The sequence below is a fragment of the Bacillus sp. FJAT-27245 genome (assembly GCF_001273955.1).
In the GTDB taxonomy this organism is placed as follows: Bacteria; Bacillota; Bacilli; order Bacillales; family Cytobacillaceae; genus Bacillus_D.
In genome coordinates this window covers 3,605,403-3,630,097 of record NZ_LIGI01000001.1, presented here as the reverse complement: position 1 = coordinate 3,630,097, position 24,695 = coordinate 3,605,403, and the positions used below count along the sequence as shown (strand labels likewise).

24 protein-coding genes and 1 pseudogene are annotated in these 24,695 nt (G+C 37.4%); 19 read left to right on the top strand and 6 right to left on the bottom strand.

Annotation, left to right across the window (positions count from 1 at the left end):
• Nucleotides 1-84: 84 nt before the first annotated feature.
• The 3 genes from ADU24_RS17845 to ADU24_RS17835 all read right to left on the bottom strand — a co-directional run bounded on the left by ADU24_RS17845 (nucleotide 85) and on the right by ADU24_RS17835 (nucleotide 3,236).
• A complete protein-coding gene (locus tag ADU24_RS17845) occupies nucleotides 85-864 on the bottom strand; it encodes an STAS domain-containing protein (protein ID WP_053367895.1) in 780 nt (259 codons plus the stop codon).
• A gap of 317 nt (nucleotides 865-1,181) precedes the next feature.
• Nucleotides 1,182-2,393 (bottom strand): SpoIIE family protein phosphatase, encoded by a 1,212-nt coding sequence (locus ADU24_RS17840; protein WP_053367894.1) that lies wholly within the window; start codon nucleotides 2,391-2,393, stop codon nucleotides 1,182-1,184.
• The gene (locus tag ADU24_RS17835; protein WP_053367893.1) at nucleotides 2,394-3,236 is read right to left on the bottom strand and encodes an alpha/beta fold hydrolase; all 843 of its coding nucleotides are present in this window, start codon (nucleotides 3,234-3,236) and stop codon (nucleotides 2,394-2,396) included. It lies immediately after the preceding gene.
• A gap of 667 nt (nucleotides 3,237-3,903) precedes the next feature.
• Here ADU24_RS17835 and opuFA point away from each other — a divergent pair.
• The 5 genes from opuFA (at nucleotide 3,904) to ADU24_RS17815 (ending at nucleotide 8,713) form a co-directional block, all read left to right on the top strand.
• Nucleotides 3,904-4,863: an osmoprotectant update ABC transporter ATP-binding subunit OpuFA gene (opuFA, locus tag ADU24_RS17830; RefSeq protein ID WP_053367892.1), complete on the top strand. Its 960-nt coding sequence runs from the start codon at nucleotides 3,904-3,906 to the stop codon at nucleotides 4,861-4,863.
• Nucleotides 4,856-6,376, top strand: coding sequence for an osmoprotectant update ABC transporter permease/substrate-binding subunit OpuFB (gene opuFB, locus ADU24_RS17825; RefSeq protein WP_053367891.1), 1,521 nt, complete (start codon nucleotides 4,856-4,858; stop codon nucleotides 6,374-6,376). The genes opuFA and opuFB overlap by 8 nt, the downstream gene beginning before the upstream one ends.
• A 211-nt stretch (nucleotides 6,377-6,587) precedes the next feature.
• A complete protein-coding gene (locus ADU24_RS23140) occupies nucleotides 6,588-6,755 on the top strand; it encodes a hypothetical protein (RefSeq protein ID WP_156324622.1) in 168 nt (55 codons plus the stop codon).
• Nucleotides 6,756-7,114: 359 nt separating this feature from the next.
• Nucleotides 7,115-8,137, top strand: a complete 1,023-nt coding sequence (locus ADU24_RS17820; RefSeq protein ID WP_053367890.1) for a DUF2268 domain-containing protein — start codon at nucleotides 7,115-7,117, stop codon at nucleotides 8,135-8,137.
• 87 nt (nucleotides 8,138-8,224) lie between these two features.
• Nucleotides 8,225-8,713 carry a hypothetical protein gene (locus ADU24_RS17815; protein WP_053367889.1) on the top strand — a complete coding sequence of 163 codons (489 nt, stop codon included), beginning with the start codon at nucleotides 8,225-8,227 and terminating at the stop codon, nucleotides 8,711-8,713.
• Nucleotides 8,714-9,419: 706 nt separating this feature from the next.
• Here ADU24_RS17815 and ADU24_RS17805 read toward each other — a convergent pair.
• Entirely contained in the window at nucleotides 9,420-10,922 is a 1,503-nt protein-coding gene (locus tag ADU24_RS17805) for an erythromycin esterase family protein (RefSeq protein WP_053367887.1), read from the bottom strand.
• A gap of 238 nt (nucleotides 10,923-11,160) precedes the next feature.
• Between ADU24_RS17805 and ADU24_RS17800 the strand changes: the two genes are divergently transcribed.
• From ADU24_RS17800 to ADU24_RS17785, 4 genes are all read left to right on the top strand, one after another.
• Nucleotides 11,161-11,379 carry a hypothetical protein gene (locus tag ADU24_RS17800; protein WP_053367886.1) on the top strand — a complete coding sequence of 73 codons (219 nt, stop codon included), beginning with the start codon at nucleotides 11,161-11,163 and terminating at the stop codon, nucleotides 11,377-11,379.
• Nucleotides 11,380-11,852: 473 nt separating this feature from the next.
• Nucleotides 11,853-12,467, top strand: coding sequence for a D-glycero-alpha-D-manno-heptose-1,7-bisphosphate 7-phosphatase (locus tag ADU24_RS17795; RefSeq protein WP_331457067.1), 615 nt, complete (start codon nucleotides 11,853-11,855; stop codon nucleotides 12,465-12,467).
• Between the two features lie 267 nt (nucleotides 12,468-12,734).
• A complete protein-coding gene (locus ADU24_RS17790) occupies nucleotides 12,735-13,163 on the top strand; it encodes an NUDIX hydrolase (protein WP_053367884.1) in 429 nt (142 codons plus the stop codon).
• A 150-nt stretch (nucleotides 13,164-13,313) separates the two neighbouring features.
• Nucleotides 13,314-13,511 (top strand): hypothetical protein, encoded by a 198-nt coding sequence (locus ADU24_RS17785; protein ID WP_053367883.1) that lies wholly within the window; start codon nucleotides 13,314-13,316, stop codon nucleotides 13,509-13,511.
• 56 nt (nucleotides 13,512-13,567) lie between these two features.
• Here the strand turns inward: ADU24_RS17785 and ADU24_RS17780 are convergent, their stop codons facing one another.
• Nucleotides 13,568-14,851 (bottom strand): MFS transporter, encoded by a 1,284-nt coding sequence (locus tag ADU24_RS17780; RefSeq protein WP_231689636.1) that lies wholly within the window; start codon nucleotides 14,849-14,851, stop codon nucleotides 13,568-13,570.
• Nucleotides 14,852-15,224: 373 nt separating this feature from the next.
• Here ADU24_RS17780 and ADU24_RS17775 point away from each other — a divergent pair, with 373 nt between their 5' ends.
• The 10 genes and pseudogenes from ADU24_RS17775 to ADU24_RS17725 all read left to right on the top strand — a co-directional run bounded on the left by ADU24_RS17775 (nucleotide 15,225) and on the right by ADU24_RS17725 (nucleotide 23,367).
• Nucleotides 15,225-15,998 carry a TerC family protein gene (locus ADU24_RS17775; protein WP_053367881.1) on the top strand — a complete coding sequence of 258 codons (774 nt, stop codon included), beginning with the start codon at nucleotides 15,225-15,227 and terminating at the stop codon, nucleotides 15,996-15,998.
• Nucleotides 15,999-16,182: 184 nt separating this feature from the next.
• Nucleotides 16,183-16,956, top strand: coding sequence for a DUF2935 domain-containing protein (locus ADU24_RS17770; protein WP_053367880.1), 774 nt, complete (start codon nucleotides 16,183-16,185; stop codon nucleotides 16,954-16,956).
• An 818-nt stretch (nucleotides 16,957-17,774) separates the two neighbouring features.
• Nucleotides 17,775-17,939: pseudogene (locus ADU24_RS22715) on the top strand (GyrI-like domain-containing protein); the annotation flags it as partial.
• Nucleotides 17,940-18,163: 224 nt separating this feature from the next.
• The gene (locus ADU24_RS17755; RefSeq protein ID WP_053367877.1) at nucleotides 18,164-18,373 is read left to right on the top strand and encodes an NUDIX domain-containing protein; all 210 of its coding nucleotides are present in this window, start codon (nucleotides 18,164-18,166) and stop codon (nucleotides 18,371-18,373) included.
• 42 nt (nucleotides 18,374-18,415) lie between these two features.
• Nucleotides 18,416-19,489: a phosphotransferase gene (locus ADU24_RS17750; protein ID WP_231689635.1), complete on the top strand. Its 1,074-nt coding sequence runs from the start codon at nucleotides 18,416-18,418 to the stop codon at nucleotides 19,487-19,489.
• A 209-nt stretch (nucleotides 19,490-19,698) separates the two neighbouring features.
• Nucleotides 19,699-20,226 (top strand): hypothetical protein, encoded by a 528-nt coding sequence (locus tag ADU24_RS17745; RefSeq protein ID WP_053367876.1) that lies wholly within the window; start codon nucleotides 19,699-19,701, stop codon nucleotides 20,224-20,226.
• A gap of 111 nt (nucleotides 20,227-20,337) precedes the next feature.
• On the top strand, nucleotides 20,338-20,736 hold the full coding sequence (locus ADU24_RS17740) for a GNAT family N-acetyltransferase (RefSeq protein ID WP_053367875.1): 399 nt from the start codon (nucleotides 20,338-20,340) through the stop codon (nucleotides 20,734-20,736).
• Nucleotides 20,737-20,799: 63 nt separating this feature from the next.
• A complete protein-coding gene (locus ADU24_RS17735; protein ID WP_053367874.1) occupies nucleotides 20,800-21,657 on the top strand; it encodes a GNAT family N-acetyltransferase in 858 nt (285 codons plus the stop codon).
• Nucleotides 21,658-21,700: 43 nt separating this feature from the next.
• A complete protein-coding gene (locus tag ADU24_RS17730; protein WP_053367873.1) occupies nucleotides 21,701-22,300 on the top strand; it encodes a chloramphenicol phosphotransferase CPT family protein in 600 nt (199 codons plus the stop codon).
• 398 nt (nucleotides 22,301-22,698) lie between these two features.
• Nucleotides 22,699-23,367, top strand: coding sequence for a helix-turn-helix transcriptional regulator (locus ADU24_RS17725; protein WP_053367872.1), 669 nt, complete (start codon nucleotides 22,699-22,701; stop codon nucleotides 23,365-23,367).
• A 171-nt stretch (nucleotides 23,368-23,538) separates the two neighbouring features.
• On the opposite strand, the gene guaC is transcribed toward ADU24_RS17725, so the two are convergent.
• Entirely contained in the window at nucleotides 23,539-24,522 is a 984-nt protein-coding gene (gene guaC, locus ADU24_RS17720; RefSeq protein ID WP_053367871.1) for a GMP reductase, read from the bottom strand.
• Nucleotides 24,523-24,695 lie beyond the last annotated feature (173 nt).

Sequence of the window (24,695 nt, the reverse complement as noted above, 5' to 3'; positions counted from 1 at the left end):
CAGAAATCGAAGTGGTGACTAGGAAGAATGGGCCCAACTCAGGACCCATTCTCCTCAGTCTTTTGCCCGACCAACTTTATATCTTTAAACCCTTGCTGCACATTCATTCTTTTCTTGGAGCTTCATTATATATTTCAAGCCAGTATGAGCGTCACTAAAGGTAGCGATATTATTTAGTTGTTGAATGCTAAGTGCTAATTTAGGCTTAATACCGACAATAATACATTCCACACCTAACAACTTTAAACAATCGTGTAGTTTTTGTATTGTTTGCCTCACACTGTCATCAAAATGATTTATACCTCTTAGACTAACCATTACGAATTCTACGCCTTTTGTGACACATTCCTCCAAAACAGCAGGAATTACTATCTCGCCCCGATCCAAATCGAATTCTCCAACAAGGGTTATCGCAATTGTTTTGTCCCATATATTTAGAATAGGAGCGGATAACTCCCTAATTTTTTTCTCCATCTTATTTTGTTCTTCTGCTTCAGTTGTAACATCCATGAGCATGACCATATAACCTTCAACTACATTGGGGTTTTGATTTCTTCTAATTGGAGTCACTACAATATCAGCAATAAATTTACCTTTTATATTAATCCTTGCTCTATGTCCATCCTGCAACCCGCCCATGACATTGCGCTGATATGAAGGTTTCTGATGAAAATGGTCCATGCTCAATCCGATAAATTCATCCACATTGGAAAGCCCATACAGAGGGCCGATTAATGCAAGGGTTTGCCTTGCTTTAATATTAAGCCAAATAATTTTATATTCGGTATCAGCTATAATAATATTTTCACCAATACTATTTAGAGCGTCTATACCTGTTATATTAATGGGTAATTCGCTGTTCATATTTTTTCCACCTTTGTTTGTGAAAATTTTTTACGTGAGAAGCATGATTGCGCTCTGTTTTAAATCCTAGCACAATAGCAGGAAAAACCGAAGGATATCGCCCTTGAAGAGTTGTTATTGAGGTGTCGTTTAAAAAGTGGGATTAGGGAGTTTTGAAAAACACAGATAGTTCATACCGATTTTAGGAGTGGCGAAATATACCTCCCCACTCCGGTATTGTTATTCCTTAATGTATTAATACATTTTCATTAGATGATCCGCCATAAAAGAGAGTTGAAAGATTCGGCCAATAGTGTGCGCAATTAAATTATTTAACATTAGTTCATCTCAATCAAAATAAAACATTGATCATCGTTGTTGTATTTAATATAGTTGCTTTCCTTGTTTTCAAGGGCTTTTTGTATATAATCTTTTGTCTTTGCCAAGGGACTACATAATGATTCTTGCAATAAGGAACTTAAGGAGTTTAACTCAAATGCTTCCGAGACCCCATCTGTATAGAGAAGAATTCTTGTCCCGCGTGTATAGTGTAACGTTCTCGATGTAAAAGAAATATTTTCAAATGTCCCTAACGGAGGGCTTGTTGCCAGGAATTCTCGCTGAGTGCCATTTTCTTCTTGTAAAATGGCAGGAGGGTGTCCTGCATTAATATATTCAACAGTCTTTGTACGTGTATCAATAGTTAAATAAATAGCTGTGCAATAATGCCAAGCGTTTTGGTTGTCTTTAAATAATTCGTGCAAGTATTGGTCTAACTCCCCCATAACCATTTCAGGCGCTACACCTTGTGAAATTAACTTTTGGAAAAGTGATTGAAGAGACATGGTGATTAAGGCCGATGAAATCCCGTGCCCCATAACATCCAATAAGATAATTCCATATTTTTGTGAAGCAATCTGGTAAAATCCATAAATATCTCCTGATAATGATTTTGAAGCATGGTAATACGCAAGAATCTTAATATTGTCATTTACTATATTTTTGGTAAGGGCAGTTTCCTGGATTGTTTTTGCGAGTTGTAATTCGCGTTCGGTGTCCAACTTGAATTTGGCATTTATTTGATTCGCCTCCAGTAGCTCCTGTTGTTTCCCCTCTAAGGATTTAAGAACTACTTCCAATTCCAATAGGGCCTTTTCTTTTTCATGATACGCGGCTTCAGCCGTTTTTCTTGCATTAATGAGCTCATCTTCCAACGCATTCCGATTTCGCATTGGAACAATCACACAGATAACTTCATTATTTTTTTGCAAGGACGCATTTAATAAAATAGGAATTTCCTCGCCGTTTTCGGTAAGTAATGAAAGATATATTTCCTCCACATAGTGCTTTGCTTTAATTAGGGGAAATAAATAAAGCTGAATAAAAATCTGAGCTGAAGTAGATAGTGCAACATTAAAATGTTTCCCTATCAGCAGCTCAGATGATGGGTATTGCAGTAAATTAAGCAATGTTTTATTAATGGATAGGATTTTACCCTCCTTCGTGAGAGTCATAAATCCACAGGGTGCATTGTCTATTAATTCATCCATTTAAACAACACCTACACCCTCCCCAATAAGTGGGTCATATTGATTAATCAAGTACTTTTTAATAGATTGGATAGTTTCATCCGGGTCGCTCAAATGCGGGCAATGACCGACGGCATTCATATAGGTGAGTGTACTATTTGGCATGTTCATTTTTAAATACTCACCAACCGCAATTGGTGCAATGATATCTTCAGCACATTGCAGGATGAGAGAAGGCACCTTCGCTTTTACGATATCCAGCCGGCTATCAGCAAAGAAACAAGCATTTGCAAATGTTTTGGCGATAAGAGGGTCAGTTGAACAAAATCGATCTTCCAGATTTTTTGCCACATCTGTTCGGGCTGAATTATTTATTAGAGTACCAGAGAAAGCATTGGCCCACCCAATGTAATTTTTCTCCATCATCTCAATTAAACCGACTAAATCTTCTTTTTCAAAACCACCATAATACTCAGGAGGATCATTTAAATAACAAGGTGATGGAGCAATCATAATCATGTGTGAAAAATACTCTGGTTTCAAATTGGAAGCTAATAAACCAATCATACTACTGACAGAATGTCCGACAAATATCGCTTCCTTTAAATCCAAAGCAGCACAAACATCCAGGACATCCTGGACGTAACCGGACAGATCACTATATTTAGCAGGGTCAAAAGCGGTAAGATCTGAATTGCCTAATCCAACATAATCAAATAAAATAACTTGATAATCGTCAACAAATGCTGGCGAAACATCTTTCCATACGGTTTGGTCACATCCAAAACCAGGAGCGAAAATAATAGGTTTCTTACCTTTGCCGCTGATATGTATATTATTTCGAATAATAGTATTGTGGTTCATAAAATTAGCACTCCTTTCTGTTGATCATTTTTTCACTGCTATCTTTATCATATCATTTTGGTCTCGTTTAATATCTTCAAACCCCATTTGGTTCACTTTTCCAGTCGCAATCCATCTTTATTGTCCAAAGGCTCACTCTTTCGGCTTTTTTTAAAAAAGTAAGCTGTGGTTTTTTATTCAAGATTGTAAATATAAAAAAAGAACATATGGACATGATTAGCAGCTATGGACTTATCAAAATACTCATACTGCTGCGCCGATTGATTATTACCATGCTAATGGTATATGTGGGCAATGGTCACTTTAAAAGCGGCGGGKTAAGAATTGTGTGTTGAGAAAGGGCGCCGAGCGGCTGTACAGCCCGCCTTAATAATACGCCTGGCCGAATATCCCCACATTCTTCTGGTGATTTTGGATGATTACCAATTTCAATTAGAAACGGGACCGTAGTTCTAAAAAATTGCGGTCCTTTTTTGTTGAACTTCTTTTGGAAGAAGTGGTAGGTTTGTGAAAGTAGGACTACATAAAACAGAACACTCTTTATGCCAAAATTGAAATAGAGTTAGGGAGTAACTATTCTTTATTGTATCCACAATTCAACGCATATGAATTGAAGAACCGGAGGAGCTGGAAAGCTACTTAAGGCGCACCTAAAAGGAGAAAAAAGATGATTCGATTTGAACAGGTTTCAAAAGAATATACCAATGGAACGTATGCAGTGAATTCCTTGGATTTTGAGATAAAGAAAGGCGAATTTTTTGTTCTCATTGGTCCGAGCGGATCAGGGAAAACGACTACCTTAAAGATGATAAATCGGCTCATCAGCCTGACAAGAGGAACGGTTTGGATTAATGACAAGAAAATCAGTGATTATGATATTAATGAGCTCCGCTGGAATATAGGATACGTGCTTCAACAGATTGCCCTGTTCCCGCATATGTCAATAGCCGAAAATATCGCAGTCGTTCCAGAGCTGTTGCATTGGGATAAACAGAGAATTGCCAATCGTGTGGACGAGTTGCTTACTTTAGTGGGCCTGGACCCTGCCTCCTATCGAAACCGGAAGCCGAGTGAACTATCAGGCGGGCAACAGCAGCGAATCGGAGTGGTTCGGGCCTTGGCGGGGGACCCGGAGATTCTTTTAATGGATGAACCGTTCAGTGCCCTTGACCCCTTTAGCAGGGAAAAACTTCAGGACGACCTGCTTACCATACAGCGTGAAATTAAGAAAACGATTGTTTTCGTTACCCACGATATGCGTGAGGCGTTAAAATTAGGCGATCGCATCTGTGTGATGAAGGAGGGGGAAATTGTCCAAATCGGCACACCAAACGAACTTTTAACAAACCCAGTGAATGATTTTGTAAGAGAATTCGTAGGAAGCGGACGCAACCTGACAATTAAGTTAGAAGATTTGATCATACCGATTTCGCAATTGGCCGATATCCCATCTAGCGAGAACGCGATTTCAATTTCCGCTGATTTAGATGAGGTGCTGGAGGAATTGATGAATACCGATTCCTTGCCTGTAAAGCACAATGGAGAAGTGACGGGAGTAGTAAATAGACAGCATGTGCTGAAATATCTTGCAGATTATGTGAGGAAAGGCGGGCGGGAACATGAATAATTTAGTGCACGCCTTTGCCGAACGGAAGTGGCAGCTTTTACATGCTTTGCTTCAGCATATTGAAATATCGCTAATTGCGCTCTTTTTCGCCATATTAATCGCTCTGCCATTGGGGATTTATCTAACCCGGAAGCCAAAAATTGCCGAATACATTATCGGTATGACTGGCGTCTTACAAACGATTCCTTCCCTGGCCCTCTTGGGATTGCTCATTCCGTTGTTTGGAATCGGCACAATMCCTGCCATTTTCGCATTAGTTGCTTACGCATTACTACCATTATTACGAAACACGTATACAGGAATTAAAGAGGTAGATCCATCTGTACGCGAGGCAGCACGTGCAATGGGTATGAATACGCGAAAAAGACTTCTCAAAGTCGAAATTCCGTTGGCTATGCCGGTGATCATGGCAGGCATTCGCACGGCGACCGTATTAATCATTGGAACTGCAACAATTGCCGCTTTAATTGGAGCGGGTGGATTGGGCGATATAATCCTCCTTGGAATCGACCGTAATGATTATTCACTCATTGTTTTAGGTGCAATTCCTTCTGCATTATTGGCTATCGTATTTGATGGCCTGCTTCGCCAATTTGAAAGGCTTTCTTTTAAAAAAGTAATGGCCGGGGTTGGTACTTTTGCTTTGATAGCCTTGCTTATCATAGCATCAACATTCTTTAACAAAGGAGAACAAAAGGATCTTGTCATTGCTGGTAAATTAGGGTCAGAGCCTGAAATTTTAATCAATATGTACAAGTTGCTCATCGAGAATGATACAGACTTGCATGTTGAATTAAAGCCTGGGCTGGGCGGTACATCTTTTGTATTTAACGCATTAAAATCCAAAAGTATTGATATCTACCCTGAATTCTCCGGAACGGTCATCGCCGAGTTTCTAAAAGAGCAGCCAGTAAGTACGGATAGGAAAGAAGTATACCAACAAGCCAAAGATGGGGTTTTGAAGAAGCTGAATATGTTGCTGCTGGAGCCGACTCAATATAATAATACCTACGCACTGGCAGTTCCTGAACAATTTGCGGAGCAATATGATTTGCAAAAGATTTCTGACCTGGCTAAAGTCCAGGAGCAAATCAAAGCCGGATTCACTCGCGAGTTTACAGACAGACAAGATGGCTATCCGGGTCTAATAAAAAAATACAACGTAAAATTCAACTCATTGACTACCATGGAGCCCAAGTTGAGATACAATGCCGTAAAAAGCGGCCAAATCAATCTTGTTGACGCCTATTCTACTGACAGTGAGCTGGAACAATACCATCTCAGGGTTCTTGAAGATGATAAACATTTCTTCCCGCCTTATCAGGGAGCACCGCTATTGAGAAAAGAAACGGCAGACAAATATCCTGAGCTTGTAACAGCACTAAACAAGCTTGCCGGAAAGATAACCGACGATGAAATGCGGAAAATGAATTATGAGGTTGCGGTAAAAGGAATGAAACCTGGCACGGTAGCAAGGAACTTCCTCAAAAAAGAAAACTTAATCAAAGATTAGGTGTAAACTGATTAATTTATGGATTCTGTATTGCAGGCTCCCTTTTTTATATGCTGATACGATAGGATGCTTAATTCAAGAAGGATTAAGCTCCTTTTTTGTTGAATTCCATAATAAGCAAAATAGGCATTTTGGTTAAAAGGGGAAGCAACGGTTACGGTAATGAAGTGTAATCCGGGTTTTATTTATGAATGAAAGGTGAGGGTATTTAGTGAAGCATAGGAAAGTCACTCCGGAAGAATGGGAGAAGAATCGGGAAGCTCAGTTTCAAGCTTTCATGATTCGGTTTAAGAAAAGAATCCGGCGAGCTCATTTGTCGGTTGTCCCGGATAATGCACAGAGTAAAATGGCAAGCAAGGAAGCGCCAAAGGAAAAATAATTCGCAATAAGGGATGGAATCCCAATCTGCTGTCAAACAAGACAGCATTTTTTTTTGACTAACATTGCAAGGTGGATATGGTAAAATTAGGTATAGGCTTAAAGCAAGGAAATAGGGGGCTGAGAATTTAGTGTTAATAAATGGCAGTCTTTTTGTGAATTTAGGAATAGCTATCTATCTCATCGTTCGTACCATTTTTATAATAAGGCAGTACAAATTTGTAAGAAAAACTTTGTAATCCTTGGCGAAACAATCAGGTGCGTAAAAGCCAGAAAAGGTGTACGTAGTTTTCTGTTGAATCCTTATTGTACAAGCGGCCAAGAGATAGTGGAAGAAATAAGTAGAATGGGGTGATAAATATGAATAGGCATTTAGCTTTCATTTTCTTAATAATCATATCTTTATTAAGCGGTTGTGTTGAAGAAAGAACTTCAACACAAGAAAAAACACCAAAAAAGGAAGTTTCCCCCGAGCAAGTTGAACAAAACCAAAGCTATGTAATTAAAAATGCCGCTCCACTACAGTTTAAGGTCGGAGAACAAGAGTTTGATCTAGTGCCGGTTTTTAATCCTATACTCGAATACATACAAAAAATGAACGATAATTCGGATGCGGACCATAAAGAATTGTACATATCAACAGTTGTAGAGCCTTTCCGCAAAGAAGCATTTGGTGAAGATGGTGGACTATGGCTAAAAGATAAATATAATTTTGCGGCTCCAATCAATATAAAACGATTGAATGAATCAATACAAATATTGGATAAAGACTTTGAACATTTTAGCCATTTAATAAAAGAAGCGTTAGAAAAGTCAGCTACCGTGCTTCCAGGTGGAAAAACAACCATCTATCTGTTTCCGTTTAATCCAGACCAATACTCTATTATCAATCAAATGAACGGAGTTACTGCGTTTGCAACCTCTAACAAAGTTATTGTCCTGCAGATTGCACCCCAAAATTATGATGAAGAGACGCTAAAATACGTCTTGGCACATGAATACCATCATACCGTCTATTTAGAGGGAGATAATAACCAAAGAATTGATTTAATAGATTATGTTTTAACAGAAGGTAAAGCCGATTCCTTTGCACACATGATTATTCCTGAATTAACCCTTCCATGGATAACTGAATTAACGCAAGATGAGGAACAGGCAATTTTGAATTGGGCAATAGAGAGAAGATATTCTTATGATACTGACGACTTGGTTGAGTTGAATGCTGGAAACCATAACATTCCCAGATTGTCCGGTTACAAAATCGGTTATCAGATTATGCAGGATTTTTTGAAAAAAAATCCTAATGTCTCTATAAGCGAATGGACTTTTATGAAAACTGATGAAATTTTGGAGAATGGGCGTTTTGCTGAGAAATTAAAATAGAGTTGTTGATTGAAATATCCTAATTGAAAAAATCGGTGTCGGTTAGCTTAAAAAGAGAGGGGAATTTTTACTAGTTGGAGTGGTTAAATGAAGTTAATTGGAAAATCGCCGTACTTCACAATTAAGGAATTTGAATTGGGACTAGAAGAAACAGCAAAGTTTTTATACTCCTTTCTAGATAAAGACGACCTTATTTTATTCCCGTATTTTGAAGGGAATTTAAGATATGAGGAAGAGGAATGGAAATCATTTATATCAAGTAGGGAAGTCTTTAGAAGTGAAACCTGGTCCTTTGGTAATGCGTACCACGAAAATGTTATCTGGATTAGTCCAAGAAATCCTCAAGAATTATTAAGGATAATTGAAAATGAAGAATCCAATTTTATGCTTTATGTCCTCTCTTCTATTGTGGAAGACATTCAAGATTATAAATATGAGATTTATGTGGCAGAACACACCGTTGATGACGAAACCAGTGGGAACGAGGAATTTGTCGCCATGTTCATAAAAGAAAGAAATAACGGGAACTTTGAGGAAAAAGTGTTGCCGACATTGAGAAAAAAATTTTCGTTTTAGAGATTACCGTAGCTTTTGTTGAAGTTCTTACTGAACCAACGGGAGGTTAGACGATAAGGAAAAAAATACATATATAAACCAAGAGGATTTGCTGTTAAAATTTGAGAGGTACAACATTATATAGAAACAAATGGTATGCCGTGGTATATATGAAGAAACATGAGGGATAAAGATGCTTTGGAAAATATATTTTTGGTTTATGGTAGCTTTGTTGATAGTGTCAGTGTTCTTAGAAAATGAATATGGTTTGGTAGGAACAGTAATACATATTGTAAGTTTGATTATTAACGTTATTAACACAGTGGGGCTATATGGTTATGTATACAAGAAACAATTCTTTTCACAATCTATTTGGAAAATCATATTCATAATTTCTTTAATAGATGTAATTGTAACTACAATGTATTATAGGTCTAAAGAGGCATCTTCACTGGGAGAGCTAATTTTTGGTGTGATTTTCACGTTTATTGTTTTGTATCCTCATTTGCTAGGTTTATATAGATATGGATTCAAAAACTAGCATATTTGAGGTGTTCCAGGTTAATCCCATAAGAATTATTAAGCTAAAAGGTGCTTTTATCCACGAAGGATGAAGCACCTATTTGTTGAATTTCATATTGAGCCTAAAATGGGCATGTTTTTGAAACGCATTCATGGCACTTTTTGAAAATTTGTCTAATGACTGTGATAATCACTTTTACCCTTATTATGCTTTATTTTTGCCCTCCAAAAAATCAATGCGACTAATAAGGGTGATTAATAATCCAATAGCTATCCAATAAGTTGAGTTATTCGCATGATCGCCATTTAAAGTTAAAGGGGCTACTTCTTCTTCAGATTCAGTAGCTTTGCCAGTAGGTAAAGGTATAGGCTGAACTTTTGGTAAATCATGATAGAGGGTTTCAGCAGCATTCGTATTCTCAATATTAATAATCCCATCGTAGTATTCTTTGGGAATGACTTTATCAAGTTCTCTAGTTTCGTATAACTTAGACCCAATTAAATGCATTAAATGTTCCACTGATAACCAAGCTTCTATATCCCGATCCGTTGAAGCAGTAGTAAAATCCAAGAAACTTATTGGATAGCCTGTTTCCTTGAAATAAGAACTAAATATTCTCTCTTTCGGCTCATCCAATTCTATTATCCCTAGTGTAGTTTCCCCAATTGTAACGAGACTGCCTTTATAAAAGTCAAAGCCTAACGAATAGTACGCATTTTTAAATTCATCTTTAAGCAGACTTCCCATATTGGTGGTAGGCAAGTGATTACTGATATGCCCGTTGTGAGCCCAAAGCATAATTTTATCATTCTTAAAATATTCCTTTTCATAGTTATGGATCCACTTCACATTTTCCGCCATACTAGCGTCCCGAAAAATTACATATTTTATAAATTTTTCTTTTGAAGTCTCAGTACCACTATTCAAAAAAGGTGAAGAGATTTCAAAATGAAGGTTTTGTAAAATGATTTCTAATTCTCTGCGGATAATTTCATATTCTTCTTTCGATGATAGGGATACGTATGTATCTTTATTTTTTTCAAAGGCGTCAACCAGTTTTTTTACTAAAGGTTCAGTATTAGACTTTTCATATGGAGGGTTTAGATAACTGAAATCGGATAGAAGTTCACTAGTAGGATCTACTATTTCTAGATAAGCCTGAATATTAGCAACCGTACTGTTCACGCCTTGCATGTCAAAACCATAAAATCGAATGTTTTCGATGTTATTGGGATTTTGATTGTATTCCTTCATCCAATCAATCATATCCGCGACTTCTTGAGTTGACCAAGGCCACATTACCATCGCAGAAATTACGTCTTCCATGCTGCCATTACCATTTAAAATGTAATCATTTATTATCTTATGAATCCCAAATTCGGCTTCAATGGCAAACGCTCGATAACCCATTTCTTCTACTAAGAATTCATACATTCTGTGCTTCATTTGAAAAAATTCCTTAGTACCATGAGTGGCCTCGCCCATACCCAGGATTTTAACATCCTTCAATATGTCCTTTAATGGTTGCAAATCCTCAAACCCATTACCTGCTTGAGTAGTCTTTAAAGGAATAAGCATTTCTTTTAGTTTTGGACTAATTGAATTAGGATCAAAGGCAGATTCAGCTTTTGAAATAGCAGGTTGAAATCCTGCGAAAAAAATAACTATAGCCAATAAATGTGAAAATAGTTTATTGGAAATTTTCATGTCATTCCCCCAATTAATAAACTCTTTCTATAAGCTTTATCTCTATACTATCAAATCCCTTAAAATGTTAAAATATATATTATTTGTAATTTTTACACAAACCGGTTTAGATTGGTTTATAACTCCTTGTGGAAAATGAAGGAAAATACGAGTGTGTTGTTGAATACAATATATGTAGTATCTCCTAAGTTAATCCCAGTTATAAACCATCTAACTTTTTTTGAATGGGGGTTTTTATGTGAGTGAGGAGAAAAAATCAATTTTGAAAGAAACTTTAAAGGCTGTAAGTGTCGGTTCAGTATTTGATCCAGATATGTCCGAAGAAAAGGTTACGGAAACCGAGGGAGTTTCATTAAATGAAATTGTTGACCATATAACAGGAAAGAAGAAGCTTTCAGAAGATAAAGTTGAAGCATTAAAGAGGGCGGCAAAATACAATAGAAATATCAGATTTTAGATTACCAAACCAAAATAAATAAAGAAGTAAATCCAGAAATTCACTCTTGAACTAAAGTCTGCATTAATCTAGGAACGATTAACGGATTGTTATTGTAGAATTCCTAGTAAATAAACGGTGCGGTATGTTTTATAAGATAGTGCTGAAGTAGCGGCAAGGGTTTAATTCAAAGTTAGAAAAACGTACGGGGAGAGGTGGGAGAAGATATTATGAGTTTTACGAGGCTATTCCATATTGGATATATCGTATTTCTAATTTCTCTAACTTTCATTTATTTTTTTGCTCCACGTAATTATGGATGGATTGGTATAGTGGTTTCGTGTCTGCTTTTTGGCGTATATCAAATGATTGTTGGATATCGGGTGAAAAAACGATTGTAAAATAAAAAAATTAGGCACAAAGCATTGATTTGCTAGTGCCTTTTTCTGTAGTGAAGAAACTTGGGAGTCTAGTAAAGAAGGCTAGGAGACACCATTTTTAAAACGGGAGGTATTCGTCTGATCGGAGTATTCTTAGATCGTGATGGTACAATCGGTGGACACGGCGGGGGTATTCATCCCGCTGAATTTACACTCTATGATTTTTCAGGCAGGGCAATTAAGCTTCTTAATGACCATGGGATAAAAGTGTTTCTATTAACCAATCAAAGCTGGATAGGGATGGGCAAATTTACTGAAGAAGAATTTATTGAAGGTACAAAAACAATGAACGGATCCCTAAACAAGAACAGATCTTTTTTTGACGGTATTTATTATTGCCCTCACACATCAAATGATAGTTGTGGGTGTCGGAAACCCAGACCGTCCCTTTTAATAAGGGCTAAGGAAGAGCATAACCTTGAATTAAAGAAGTGTTATGTTGTTGGCGACGGATTGAGTGATATATATTCTGCTAAAAACGTTGGAGCAAAGGGCATCCTGGTTAAAACGGGTAGAGGGCTGAAATCCTTAGAAGAGGTTCATACGAAAGGTATAGATGTGAAAATTGACCATGTAGCTTTAAATGTTTTGGATGCAGTTGATTGGATAAGAAGGGATATCGAACGCTATGAGGAGACATGTGTTTTCGACAACCACCAGATGCTTTGAACCGGGGAGTTAAATGAGCTCTCGTTTGTTTAATTCCTTAAATCCTATTAATACTTCGGGAATCAAACGTACAGCAGGGAACTTCCAGCATAGTTGGAGGCTCCTTTTTTTATGTGTTTTTTGCATATCGTAAACAAGGAAACTTGATTGTAAAACAATATGATTAAACGAATGTGTAATTTGATCCAAGAAGGATTAAGTATCTTTTTTGTTGAATTCCTTAATAAGTTATAAATGGGTGTTTTAGTCAAAGGGTGGAGGGATCGAATGAAGAAAGGGCAAATTCGTGCAATTGCTATTTGTGTGTTCAGAAAAGGGGATTCAATACTTGTATTTGAAGGCTTTGACGAGGTAAAGAAAGATTATTATTATCGTCCAATTGGCGGAGGAATCGAGTACGGTGAAACTAGTTGTGATGCATTGAAAAGAGAAGTCCTTGAAGAAATCGGCGCAAGCATAACTAACATGAACTTCCTTGGGGCAGTTGAAAATATATTTACATATAACGGTGACCTTGGACACGAAATAGTCTTTGTATATGATGCTGAATTTGTTGAAAAGTCGTTTTATGAGAAATCTTCTTTCGTGGGATACGAAGATAACGGGGCACATTTCACATTGTTTTGGAAGCCAATTAGCGATTTTACAGAAAATAAATTAAGGCTGGTTCCAGAGGGATTATTAACTTTACTTTAGAACGCGAAATGGGTTACAAGACTCTTTTTGTTCTAAATGGTTAGTGAAAAAAAAGAGTTTTTTAAAAAGGAAAACTACAAAATATCAAGTGTTTTAGGCGACCGAACTGACCCGGTTGTGGCGATGTGCTGGATTGGAGGAAGATACCCGATGAAAATGGCGTCTAAGCTTATAGTCGGTAATAAGGTAAAACTCCCAACACCCGGTCTCGTCCGGTTTGCCAAAAGCCGGATTTTGAATGCGACCATTAGGCACAACCAGTCAGGCAAATACTTTGTTTCCTTCCTGACCAAGAAAGAAATAAAACTATTGGACGAAACCGGCTCAATCGTTGTTAGATGCCGTTAGTTTTCCATACTTGGGAATCCACCTCCTCAAAAGCGTTAGCTGTAGATGGGGGAGGTTCAATTCATCGCAGCGTCTCGTTTTGTCTTAAAGTGTGACCACACAATTAACGGAATTAAGAGAAGCCCTAAATAAGTCCCGAGAAAACCGAGAAATGCATAGCTAGAATATGCGACGATGAATCCCGAGAGTAAGCTGCCTGCTGTTCCACCCAGAGCAACCCATACATCGACAGACCCTTGTGTCTTAGCACGCGTTGCTAAATTCGTTGAATCAATAATAATTGCAGTCCCGCTAATGAGACCAAAGTTCCAGCCAAGTCCCAGTAAGATTAATGCAGTCGTCAACCAACCTAACGAATCTCCTGGGGAAAATGCGGCTATGAGACCCGATATAGCCAATGTTACGCCAGACGCTATAACCATAGGTGTCCGCCCAATTTTGTCAACGAGCACTCCTGTGCCAAGTGAAGGCAAGTACATCGCTGCAATATGCAATCCAATGATTATCCCCACGGCCGTTAGACCCTTTCCGTGATTTTGCATATGGACGGGCGTCATCGTCATAATGGCTACCATAATAATATGCGAGAGCACCAGCACGAGAGCTCCCATAATAATGCCCGTACGATTTACTGTCGTTTGAAGCGTTTTTTCAACGTGCGTCGTCTTTTTACGAACTTGTTCTTCTTCCGCTGCAATCGCCTTCGCTATGAGAAGGGGGTCTGGACGGAAATAAAAGAACAATGTTAGTCCTGCCAATAGATACGCCGCAGCTGCCAATATAAAAGGACCTGCCAATGCTGGAATGCCAATCGCTGTCGCGAGCTTGCCCATCGGCGTAACAAGATTCGGCCCAAGTACGGCACCTAATGTCGTAGACACCATCGCAATACTAACAGCCATCCCTCTTTGCTTTTCATTTGCTAAATCGGTTCCAGCATAACGTGCTTGCAAATTCGTCGATGTGCCTGCCCCGTATATAAACAGAGATAGGAATAGGAAAAATACATGATTCCATGTGGCTGCAAAAATAACCCCGAGCGCTCCAATCCCACCGGCAATAAAACCTAGCGACAAGCCAATTCGCCGTCCAAATCGCTGGGACAGCCTCCCCACTAAATAGGCGGATAACGCAGATCCTAACGTAAATAACGCGGCGGGTAAGCCGGAAAAACTCTCCGTTCCAAGCATATCCCGTGCCAACAACGCACCGACCGTAATACCCGCAGCCAGCCCGGCACCCCCAAAAATTTGTGACATGACAACGGTAAGTAATGTCTTTTTATATAACTTTTGTTGAGCTTCTTTTGAATGCTTGTATTGGACCGTGTCCACGCACACTCCTCCTTTTTGCATTTTCTATATTAATCAAACACACCCAATTAGCATATGATTGTTCTTTCGTTTTCTTTCCCTAATATACGTATGGGGGTATAGTATCATATATTAATAGGAGAGCGAAAGATTTTGATTCAACTCCAAAGGGAGGAATAGGTTCCAAATCGCCTTTCAAACAAGGTAGCATTTTCTTATTCAATGAACGGCGCAGGTCAGTGGGAAAATAAATGTAAGTTGTATGCATTGAACTAACGGTGCAGCATTCCTGAGAAAATAACTTTAGCATCATTTTTAGATTAACTGGTTGCATAATAGGGAATTCTATCATAGCGAAACTTTGTATATGATATTTTTGTTATAGATAGGGGAGAAATAGATGGAGTCAATATGGCTAGAATATGCTTGGGCATTATTAATCCTAATTGGATTAGAAGGGTTGTTATCGGCTGACAATGCTCTCGTACTAGCAGTTATAGCCAAACATTTACCCGAAAATCAGAAAAAAAGAGCGATAAATTACGGAATCATTATGGCCTTTGCTTTCAGATTTGCTGCACTCTTTGCGATTTCTTTTATTGCAAACGTCTGGCAGATACAGGCGATAGGAGCGGCTTATCTTCTTTACCTTGGTTTAAAGCATGTCATTCAGGCAAAATTCGGGAAAGAAAATAAGAATATTCATAAGGATGATGAAAAGGAATCCGCTGGTAAAGGTTTTTGGCCTACAGTAGGGAAGATTGCATTAGCTGACCTGGCTTTTGCAATTGATTCGATCCTAGCTGCGGTTGCTATTGCCCTTGGCCTTCCAGATTCACCGCTAGACAATTTTGGCGGCATGGACGGGGGGCAGTTTATTGTTGTAGTTCTCGGAGGTATTGCCGGCCTTGTCTTGATTAAGTTTGCTGCAACCTGGTTTGTGGAGCTCCTAAAAAAACGCCCAGCATTGGAAACAACCGCTTATGCAATTGTTGCCTGGGTCGGGGTCAAACTGGCTGTAGTTACCCTTTCCCATGAAGACATTGGTGTTTTGGATCATGACTTTCCTCACAGCACCGCCTGGACTCTGGTCTTCTATGGGGTATTAGTCGGTATTGCCTTGCTCGGATGGTTTGCACCTGGAAACAAGTCATTACAACAAGATAATTCCTAAAAAGCAATTATTGATTTTCGTTAATTTAAAGGTGAGTTAATTCAAGTGGATTAACTCATTTTTTTGCGTTTCTTGAATGTCTTTTTTTAAAAAATCTCATTATCTCCTTCATTTACAACCGTAAGCATTGGACAAATTGTCTTGAGAATATACTCATAACAGCATAACCGAAAGGGGGGTAATGATGGGGTATTCGGACAATTATGAAAGGGATGCATATGGAATAGTATCTTTCTGGTTACGTAACAATTTAGATCATGGCCGATTTTTCGACAGGGAAATAAGCCATTATGAAATTGATCTAGCACGTACAAACCAGCAGTTTGTCCAAAGTATGGCGGGGATCTGGCGGAGGGCGGAAGCTAAACAAGGGGACCTTGGTACTTTGATCAATGAATCTCAACAAGCTATAAGTGAATTTAAAAATTTTCTTCTTGTTGGTATGGATAAGAATCTGCGTCGTACGGCAATTGTTTCAACGCCAGTAGCACTTATGGACCATATGATACGAGAAGCCGAGGAATCTCAGAACGTCCTCAATTTAATACAAACTGGCGGTCAAGTGTTCGTAGCGGATGCGGTTATACATGAAAGTACATTTTGGTTGAGGCAAATGGCTGACCACCTGGCTTTTGTACAGCATTATTTAGATCCAACACATTATGAACTACAAAAAAGAGTAAGGAGAATGACTCAAAAGTTTGAACGCCTTTTTCTCCAGGCAAATGCACTGAGAACAATAATAAGGAAACCACGCACTGAGTTACTACCTGTTTTAAATGCATTTAGGCAAATGGTTATTGTTGAAGCAAAGGATTTAGAGGCATTTAAATTAGAATTAGATGTTCTAATCAAACAGTGTGCTGTTATTACAACCGCACCACCAGATCTTTTGGAGCATCTTGCAAGGGAAGCCCATCACTTATGGAGAAACTTAGAAGAGGGAGTTGTAACTTAATTCCCTTGTTCATAAGATTGTAATAACGTATTGATTTATAAGTTAGACTATGGGGCGATGCTTAATGAGGTCCCGATGTTAATTCTTATATCAATTTCTTTAAATGGCTGTGGTTTATTTGAATTCAAAAGTTTATGTAAGAAAGCGCCTTAATCCCTTGTACTAAAGGATTTGGGTGCTTTTCTTTTTCTTGAACTGGGGAAAAAAATTAACACGAATTCGCTTTGATAAAGGCAGGATTAACGCCCTTTTTTGTTGAATTCCTTCGAACAAACGGAATTTTAATGCTGGATGAACCAAACTAGAGTCTTATTGAACGGTGTTGGACTAATTCAATAAGGATAATGGAATGAGGTCTATATGTTTTTATTAATGTTTTTTCTCAGATATGTCATGGAGCAGCCCCTTTTGTGTTTCGGAACATTGTTTCTTTCTGTGTATGGCATTATATTATCTAGTATCAGTCTCGTATATAAAAAATCATCTATTGTCCAAGTAAGTAGAATTATGCTTTGCTTGGTAATTCCATTTACAAATTTTTCAATGTATCTATCTAGCTTTGATGGAAATGCTGCAGATGGGTTTAGATTTGTTCCATTTAACACTGTGGACAAATTAACGTTCATATTCCAAATATTGTTTATTCTCTTACCTGAACTCTTTTGGATTCTCTCTTTAAAAATAAACACAAAGCATTACCGTTTTTTACCTTGGCTTTATCCTATTGGATTTATAGCTGTATTTATTATCCTCTCTAACTACCAATAAGGAAAAAGTATCTTTTTATCACTTTAATCACTTCAAAGATTAATCACAGGACTTGGGCTATATTTCCTGGTATCGTGAATGCTTGGAAGTGATTATACACAGAATGGGTTCCTACCTCTGGATATGAACATGCTGATGTACCATGTATCGAATGTTATTATCCACCAAAGCATAAACCAAGAAACGAACTTTGGGTTCCTGAAATACCTAAATAATTCATATTCATACTTCGGGAATCAAACGTACAGCAGGGAACTTCCAGAAAGTTGGAGGCTCCTTTTTTTATTTGTTTTTTGCATATCGTAAACAAGAAAGCTTGATTGTAAAATAATGTGATTAAACCAATGTGTAATTTGATCCAAGAAGGATTATAGATCTATTTGTTGAATTCCTTAATAAGTTTAAAATGGGCATTTTAGTAAAAGGGTGGAGGAATCGAATGAAGAAAGGGCAAATTCGAGCAATTGCTATTTGTGTGTTCAGAAAAGTTGATTCAATCCTTGTATGTGAAGGCTTCGACGAGGTAAAACAAGATTATTTTTATCCTCCAATTGGCGGAGGCATCGAGTACGGTGAAACTAGTTATGATGCATTGAAAAGAGAAATGCTTGAAGAAATCGGCGCAAGCAAAACTAACATAATTTCTTAGGGGCGAATGCTTTTAACAGTTAATAAAATTTGGAGGAGATTAATGATTTATAACGAGGTTGTTAAAATCGGTGATACATATTTACTTCCATTAGTTTCAGAGTTGTACGGGTTGAAAGGTTATGAAATCAGGCCGGTCAAGGCACATATAGGAGGGCGTAATGTTGTTTATACCTGTGAGAAAGAGGGCAACGACTCAAAAATACTCAGAATCGCCTTCTTATATGACAGAGACCGGAGAGATTTTCTGGGTGAGGTTGAGTATATCAGGTATTTATTCGAACATGGCGGAAGTGTCTCGGATGTAGTCAACTCCCGGAAGGGGAATTTGCTGGAAGAGATAAATCATAACGATCATACCTTTTTTATCTGCTTGTTTCAAAAGGCTAAGGGAAAAATGCTTGTGGAAAATAATTATAGGTATCGGGAAGGAGTTCCAATTACCGAGTATTATTTTAATTGTGGTAAAGTACTTGGGAAACTCCACCATTTATCAAAAGGGTATAATCCTGTCCATAGGCGGTATAGTTTCTTTGATAAATACAATGCTGAATATATCGAGAAACTGATACCCGGTTCGTTACCTCTTCTGAAGGAAAAGCTGGTAGACCTCCTTAAAACCTTAAAAGGATTGGACAGGAACCGTGAGTCTTTCGGTATGGTCCATTTTGATTACAACGATGGGAATTATTCAATAGATTTTGATAATGGGCAAATAACCGTATATGATTTCGATAATTCATGTTACTGCTGGTATATGTTTGACCTAGCAGCTCTCTGGACAAACGGAGTTGGCTGGATACAAAATGAACCAGACCCCGGTAACCGGAAAAAGTTCATGGATAATTATTTTGAAACAGTCCTCCAGGGATACAAATCCGAGACCGGAATTGAAAATTCGATGTTGGATACATTGCCCTTATTTATCCAAATAACTCTCATGGAGAGTATTGTAGATACATTTGAGGTAATGCGGAACAATGGTGAAGATCCGGAGTGTGATGAGGAGTTGTCATATCGCATAAAATGTCTGGAAGATGAAATCCCGTATTTGGGATTTTTCCATAATATCTATTCGAGTAAAGAACCCTTTGAATATGAGAAGAGAAATGTTTAGTCTCTTTGTAGCAACCCTAGCTTTGATGATATTGTGAGGATGTGTACTTCAGCTAAAGGTGCTTTACCAAGAAGGATTAAGCACCTTTTTATTGGATAGCTTATTGAGCTTTAGTGGCGTAATACTCGAATTACCGATTGAGCAATCAATACTTTTTCACAATAAAGTTAAAAGCTGCCAATGCGGAAATAGTGTTCTTGAGGTGAAATATGAAACTGAAAATTATCATTTCTCTTTCATTATTATTACTGATTTTTATAGTTATTAATTTGAATTATAAAAGTTTAAATGAAGCTGTAAGAGAATCGAATGTTCCAATCGATGAAATTTTCCACACGGCTGATTATAAAGATCATAAAATAATATTTTATGGCAAGGACGATGTTTTATCAGCAGCATTGATTGAAAAGACCTTTTTGGGGTTTCAAAGGGGCTTTGGAGCGGGCAGCAAGCAGTTCAATGAAGAAAATGTAATGTTAACCAGAGGGTTTAGTAACTTACCAATTAGAAGTAAAAAGTCGAAAGATGAACTAGTTTCCCTAACATTTGGGGTAATTAACGACCCTTTAATAGAGGAAATAAAAATAAAGTATAAGGACCAAGATATTACTAAAGCAACAATAATAGACACTAGTAAGGGGCGAATATGGTATTGCTTTTCAGAAACCCCTATTAATTATGATCCTGATGTAAAAGTAATTTATAAGGGTGGAACTATAAAATCAGATTGGTATTAAGCGGGTGCTTTAATCTAGAAGGATTAGGCATCTTTTTTTTAGCTATCGGGCCGGTCAGCTTTAGAAGGATTGCCTTTAGCTAAAGTGGAATATTAGCTTTGGGGTGATAAATTGAAAGAAATTACTTCTGCAAATCCATTAATAAAAAGTCTATTGACCTATGCCACATTACCAAACAAAGTTGATGAAGAATATCAGCTTTATTTAATGTCCCCAAAAAGGAGATTATATGGATTTGAGTTAAATGGCGAGCTGGTTGGCTGCATAGGAGTCGAAGTTATCAACTCAATAGAATGTGTTTTAAAGCATATAGCAGTATCCCCAAATCATAGAAATACAGGCATAGGAACAAAAATGCTCAATAATATCTCTAATATATTTCCATTCGTTACAGCTGAAACCGATAAGGATGCCGTTGGATTTTATTCCAAGTATGGATTTAAGATACTGAGTTTAGGTGAAAAATATCCCGGTGTAGAACGGTTTAAATGTGTATACAGGAATTATTAAACAAACCGGGCAGTTAGTCTATAAGAAAAAAACAAGGTAATTACCAATTGAAGGAGAAAAATAATGTTTGAATTAACGAAAAGTGATTTTGCTATAGTTTCTCATTTAATAAACGAAACCGAATATGAGGTTATTTTTGCACATGCAGTCCTTGACCAGAATCAGCCAGGAAGAATATTTACTGATAATATCGAAAATCCTACTGTCGCATTATTTGCAAGTAAGGGTGGACATTACTTTTTAGTTGGTAATCCTCACAACGATGATTTTAATAACTCCTTATATCAATTCTTAATGGATGAAAATAATCATTGGGTCTTTTTTGATCTTTATACTTTTTCATCAGAGTGGTCAGAAAAAATAAGTACCTTTTTGGAAGATCACGTTATAAAGGTAAAAAGGTCAGGATTTTCATTTAACCCGGAAAGATTTTCAACTTTGCCTTTATGGAAGGAAGCTATACCAGTTGGTTTTGAAATGAAAGTAATGGATGAAATACTGTTTGATCAATATCAAAACGAAATGGACAATCATTTTAAAATGTTATGGGATTCCCCAGTCGATTATGTGAAAAAAGGATTTGGTTACTGTCTCTTATATGAAGGGAGATTTGCAAGTGTATGTAATTGTTATTATATCGGTGGTGGCTATGCAGCTTTAGATATAATGACAGCAAAAGAATTTCAAAATAAAGGTCTAGCAACTTTAACATCCATGGCTTTTATTAAAAAATGTTTGGAAAGAGATTTAATTCCAAGTTGGGAGTGTCAGGCAGAAAACCTACCGTCACATAAATTAGCCTCTAAATTGGGATTTGACAAGCAAGATGAATTTCATATTTTTTGGTGGCATAAAAACAAAAAAGTATTAGAAAATTATTTGAAAAGAAATTCCGAATTAAGTGATATAAATCTTTTGTGATGAAAACGGATCTTGTGTTGAATAAAAAGATAGGAGAACTATTATGGAACTAATAAGGTCGGCAAAGGGTAGTAATGGAAAAATTATATTTCTTAACGGGGCATCGAGCTCTGGAAAAACAAGTCTTGCCAATGAACTTGTGAGTATCCTTGAAGAACCATACATTTATTTGTCAGCAGACCAAATCGGAGAGTTCCTTGAGAGTTTTATATCAGAGGGATATAATCCATACGACGAAAAGATGATAAAAGCATTTTATATGATTAGACCCTCGATGATGGCTTTATTTCATCATTTTATTAAATTCTTAGCTATGATAGAAAAAAATGTGATTGTAGACCACATTGTATTATTACCCGCATGGTTAAAGGAATTCTGTGAATTATTATCCGACTACTCGGTTTATTTTATTGGTGTTCATTGTTCATTAGAGGAACTTGAACGAAGAGAATTAGCTAGGGGAAACAGAAAAATTGGATCGGCTAAGGCTCAACTTGAGCAAGTTCATAAGCATATAATTTATGATTACGAAGTGGACACTTCAAATGCTAGTTCAAGAGAATGTGCTTTGATGATTAAAGAATATCTAAATAATGAAGATAACATTCCTTCAGCATTTGCTGAAATAAAACAAACACTTTAAGATGGAAAAAAAATAGCCCAATGAGGGGCTGTTCTTATTTAGCTTGCGGATGATTTAATTGAATAGGACATTAGAAAAAGCCGATTGACTTATGAAAAATGTCAGTCGGTTTTTCTTGCTAATTCATTGCTGTTTAATGTGCGATTTCTGATGTTATTTAGTCTGCCTATTTTAGCTGTTTTTTGTTTTACCTCCACGTTATCGGAACTACTTAATCTGAAAAAATGAAAGAAGAATCAGGTTTAAATGTAGCTCGCTTTTTATTTTGAAAAAGCTTCGGAAACGTTGGTACATCAACAATGACAAGAATCTTGTCACTCGAAAATCGAGATGTTAAAAAGCTTATCTAGTCATTAACATGAATCTGAAATAGGCTAATTTTAGAAAGGAGACCAAGAATGAATTTATCAGTAAAAATTAAAAAGCTAAGAGCAGATAACAATTTAACACAAGAACAATTAGCTGAAAAATTGCAAGTGTCGAGATCAACTATATCAAGTTGGGAAACAGGGAGAAGTTACCCTGACTTAGAAATGGTAATTGTCATTTGCGACCGTTTTAATGTTTCTTTGGATTTTTTATTTAGAGAGGATGAGCAAATGGTGCGGAAATTGAATTTTGGAATCAAACAAAAAAGAATGTTAATAGGGTTAGTAGTTATTTTATTAGTATTGTTACTCAATACAGTTGTAAGCACGATATCATTTCAAGCTAATCCAAAGAGTTTGGAAATAAGTAACGTCAGAATGATTCGGGACTTAAGTTACAATGGAGAGGACCGATACAGAGACTGGAACACAATTATTAATTTGGATATGAAATCTAAAAATGTCTTCTTTAAACCCGTATCAGATGATTTATTAGTTTTCAATGATAAGGGGAAATTAACATTCCAAACAAATTGGTCGTTTAGTCTTTTTAACATTTTTGATATAAACCGAACTGTTCATGCTGATCAGTCTGTTTTAATTAAGGAAAATGTATCTAAGGATGATATTATGTTGAAATTGCGCGGTGACAAATCGAATAAATTAATTCCATTTCATCTATCTAATATTAATAACTGAAAAAATTTAAGTTGGTGTGGACATGGGGAAGAGGGAGTGATACCTTCAAACCCTTGTATTGAAGGCAGTTTATCACCCGAGGGGCGCAAACGATGTGATTCTAGATTACTATTTGTCGTGATGGTAAGAAAAGCAGTGGACTCTAATCGGATCCACTGCTTTCCATTTTCCTTAATAGACTCTATCACCGTTAAAGATCGAATTCTTAACAATCGCATAGTCGACGTTCCGGATGGCGGATAGCTTGTTGCCTCCAGCATACGAAATCGAGGATTGAAGGTCCTGCTCCATTTCGATGAGAGTGTCCTTGATTGGGCCTCGATACTCAACATGCATTTTCTTGCCTTCGACGTTCTTTCTTTCCCCTTTTTGAAATTCGGAAGCCGAGCCGAAATATTCTTTGTAAAGCTTTCCGTGAATTTCAACCGTTTCTCCAGGTGATTCTTCATGGCCGGCAAAAAGTGAACCAATCATGACCATTGACGCTCCGAAACGGACCGATTTCGCAATATCGCCGTTTGTACGGATTCCGCCGTCAGCAATGATAGGCTTGCTTGCGGCTTTTGCGCACCATCTTACCGCAGCCAGCTGCCAGCCGCCTGTTCCGAAACCTGTTTTAATTTTCGTAATGCAGACTTTCCCAGGTCCAATACCAACCTTTGTCGCATCCGCACCCGCATTTTCCAGTTCACGAACGGCTTCAGGAGTTCCAACATTGCCAGCAATCACGAAGCTTTCAGGAAGATGCTTTTTAATATGCTTGATCATACTTATGACCGAATCGGAATGGCCGTGGGCAATATCGATTGTAATGTACTCAGGAATTAATTGTTCCTCTGCCAATTGCTCAACGAACCGATATTCTTCTTCTTTTACCCCGACGCTAATGGAAGCATATAATCCGCGGGATCTCATATCTTTTACAAAATCAATTCTCTTCTCCGGCTGAAATCGATGCATGATATAAAAATAGTTGTTCTCTGCCAATTTGATTGCCAGGCTCTCATCAATAATGGTTTGCATATTTGCCGGTACGACTGGCAGCCTAAACGTACGACCGCCAAAAACTACAGATGTATCACATTCAGAACGGCTTTTTACAATAGATTTCGCCGGAATAAGCTGAATATCCTCATAATCAAAAACAGTATCCATTCCCTATACTCCCCCTTTGAAGTCGTAAAGAAATAAAACAAGTTACTTTCCCTTGAGTTTTAGATGTTAAAACACAATTATCAGTTTAATATGCGAATGTTTTATTGTCAACGAATCTAAATGTTCGTGAATTAATTACTTTTATATTAATTAGAAAATTCAAGCGGCTCGAA

Coding starts and splice junctions, on each gene's coding strand:
- ADU24_RS17820 (WP_053367890.1), top strand. CDS start 7,115: ATGAATAGGCATTTAGCTTTCATTTTCTTAATAATCATATCTTTATTA.
- ADU24_RS17805 (WP_053367887.1), bottom strand. CDS start 10,922: ATGAAAATTTCCAATAAACTATTTTCACATTTATTGGCTATAGTTATT.
- ADU24_RS17735 (WP_053367874.1), top strand. CDS start 20,800: ATGTTTGAATTAACGAAAAGTGATTTTGCTATAGTTTCTCATTTAATA.
- ADU24_RS17835 (WP_053367893.1), bottom strand. CDS start 3,236: ATGAACCACAATACTATTATTCGAAATAATATACATATCAGCGGCAAA.
- ADU24_RS17840 (WP_053367894.1), bottom strand. CDS start 2,393: ATGGATGAATTAATAGACAATGCACCCTGTGGATTTATGACTCTCACG.
- ADU24_RS17725 (WP_053367872.1), top strand. CDS start 22,699: ATGAATTTATCAGTAAAAATTAAAAAGCTAAGAGCAGATAACAATTTA.
- ADU24_RS17815 (WP_053367889.1), top strand. CDS start 8,225: ATGAAGTTAATTGGAAAATCGCCGTACTTCACAATTAAGGAATTTGAA.
- ADU24_RS17750 (WP_231689635.1), top strand. CDS start 18,416: ATGATTTATAACGAGGTTGTTAAAATCGGTGATACATATTTACTTCCA.
- guaC (WP_053367871.1), bottom strand. CDS start 24,522: ATGGATACTGTTTTTGATTATGAGGATATTCAGCTTATTCCGGCGAAA.
- ADU24_RS17845 (WP_053367895.1), bottom strand. CDS start 864: ATGAACAGCGAATTACCCATTAATATAACAGGTATAGACGCTCTAAAT.
- ADU24_RS17775 (WP_053367881.1), top strand. CDS start 15,225: ATGGAGTCAATATGGCTAGAATATGCTTGGGCATTATTAATCCTAATT.
- ADU24_RS17790 (WP_053367884.1), top strand. CDS start 12,735: ATGAAGAAAGGGCAAATTCGTGCAATTGCTATTTGTGTGTTCAGAAAA.
- ADU24_RS17730 (WP_053367873.1), top strand. CDS start 21,701: ATGGAACTAATAAGGTCGGCAAAGGGTAGTAATGGAAAAATTATATTT.
- ADU24_RS17755 (WP_053367877.1), top strand. CDS start 18,164: ATGAAGAAAGGGCAAATTCGAGCAATTGCTATTTGTGTGTTCAGAAAA.
- ADU24_RS17785 (WP_053367883.1), top strand. CDS start 13,314: ATGAAAATGGCGTCTAAGCTTATAGTCGGTAATAAGGTAAAACTCCCA.
- opuFA (WP_053367892.1), top strand. CDS start 3,904: ATGATTCGATTTGAACAGGTTTCAAAAGAATATACCAATGGAACGTAT.
- ADU24_RS17770 (WP_053367880.1), top strand. CDS start 16,183: ATGGGGTATTCGGACAATTATGAAAGGGATGCATATGGAATAGTATCT.
- ADU24_RS17745 (WP_053367876.1), top strand. CDS start 19,699: ATGAAACTGAAAATTATCATTTCTCTTTCATTATTATTACTGATTTTT.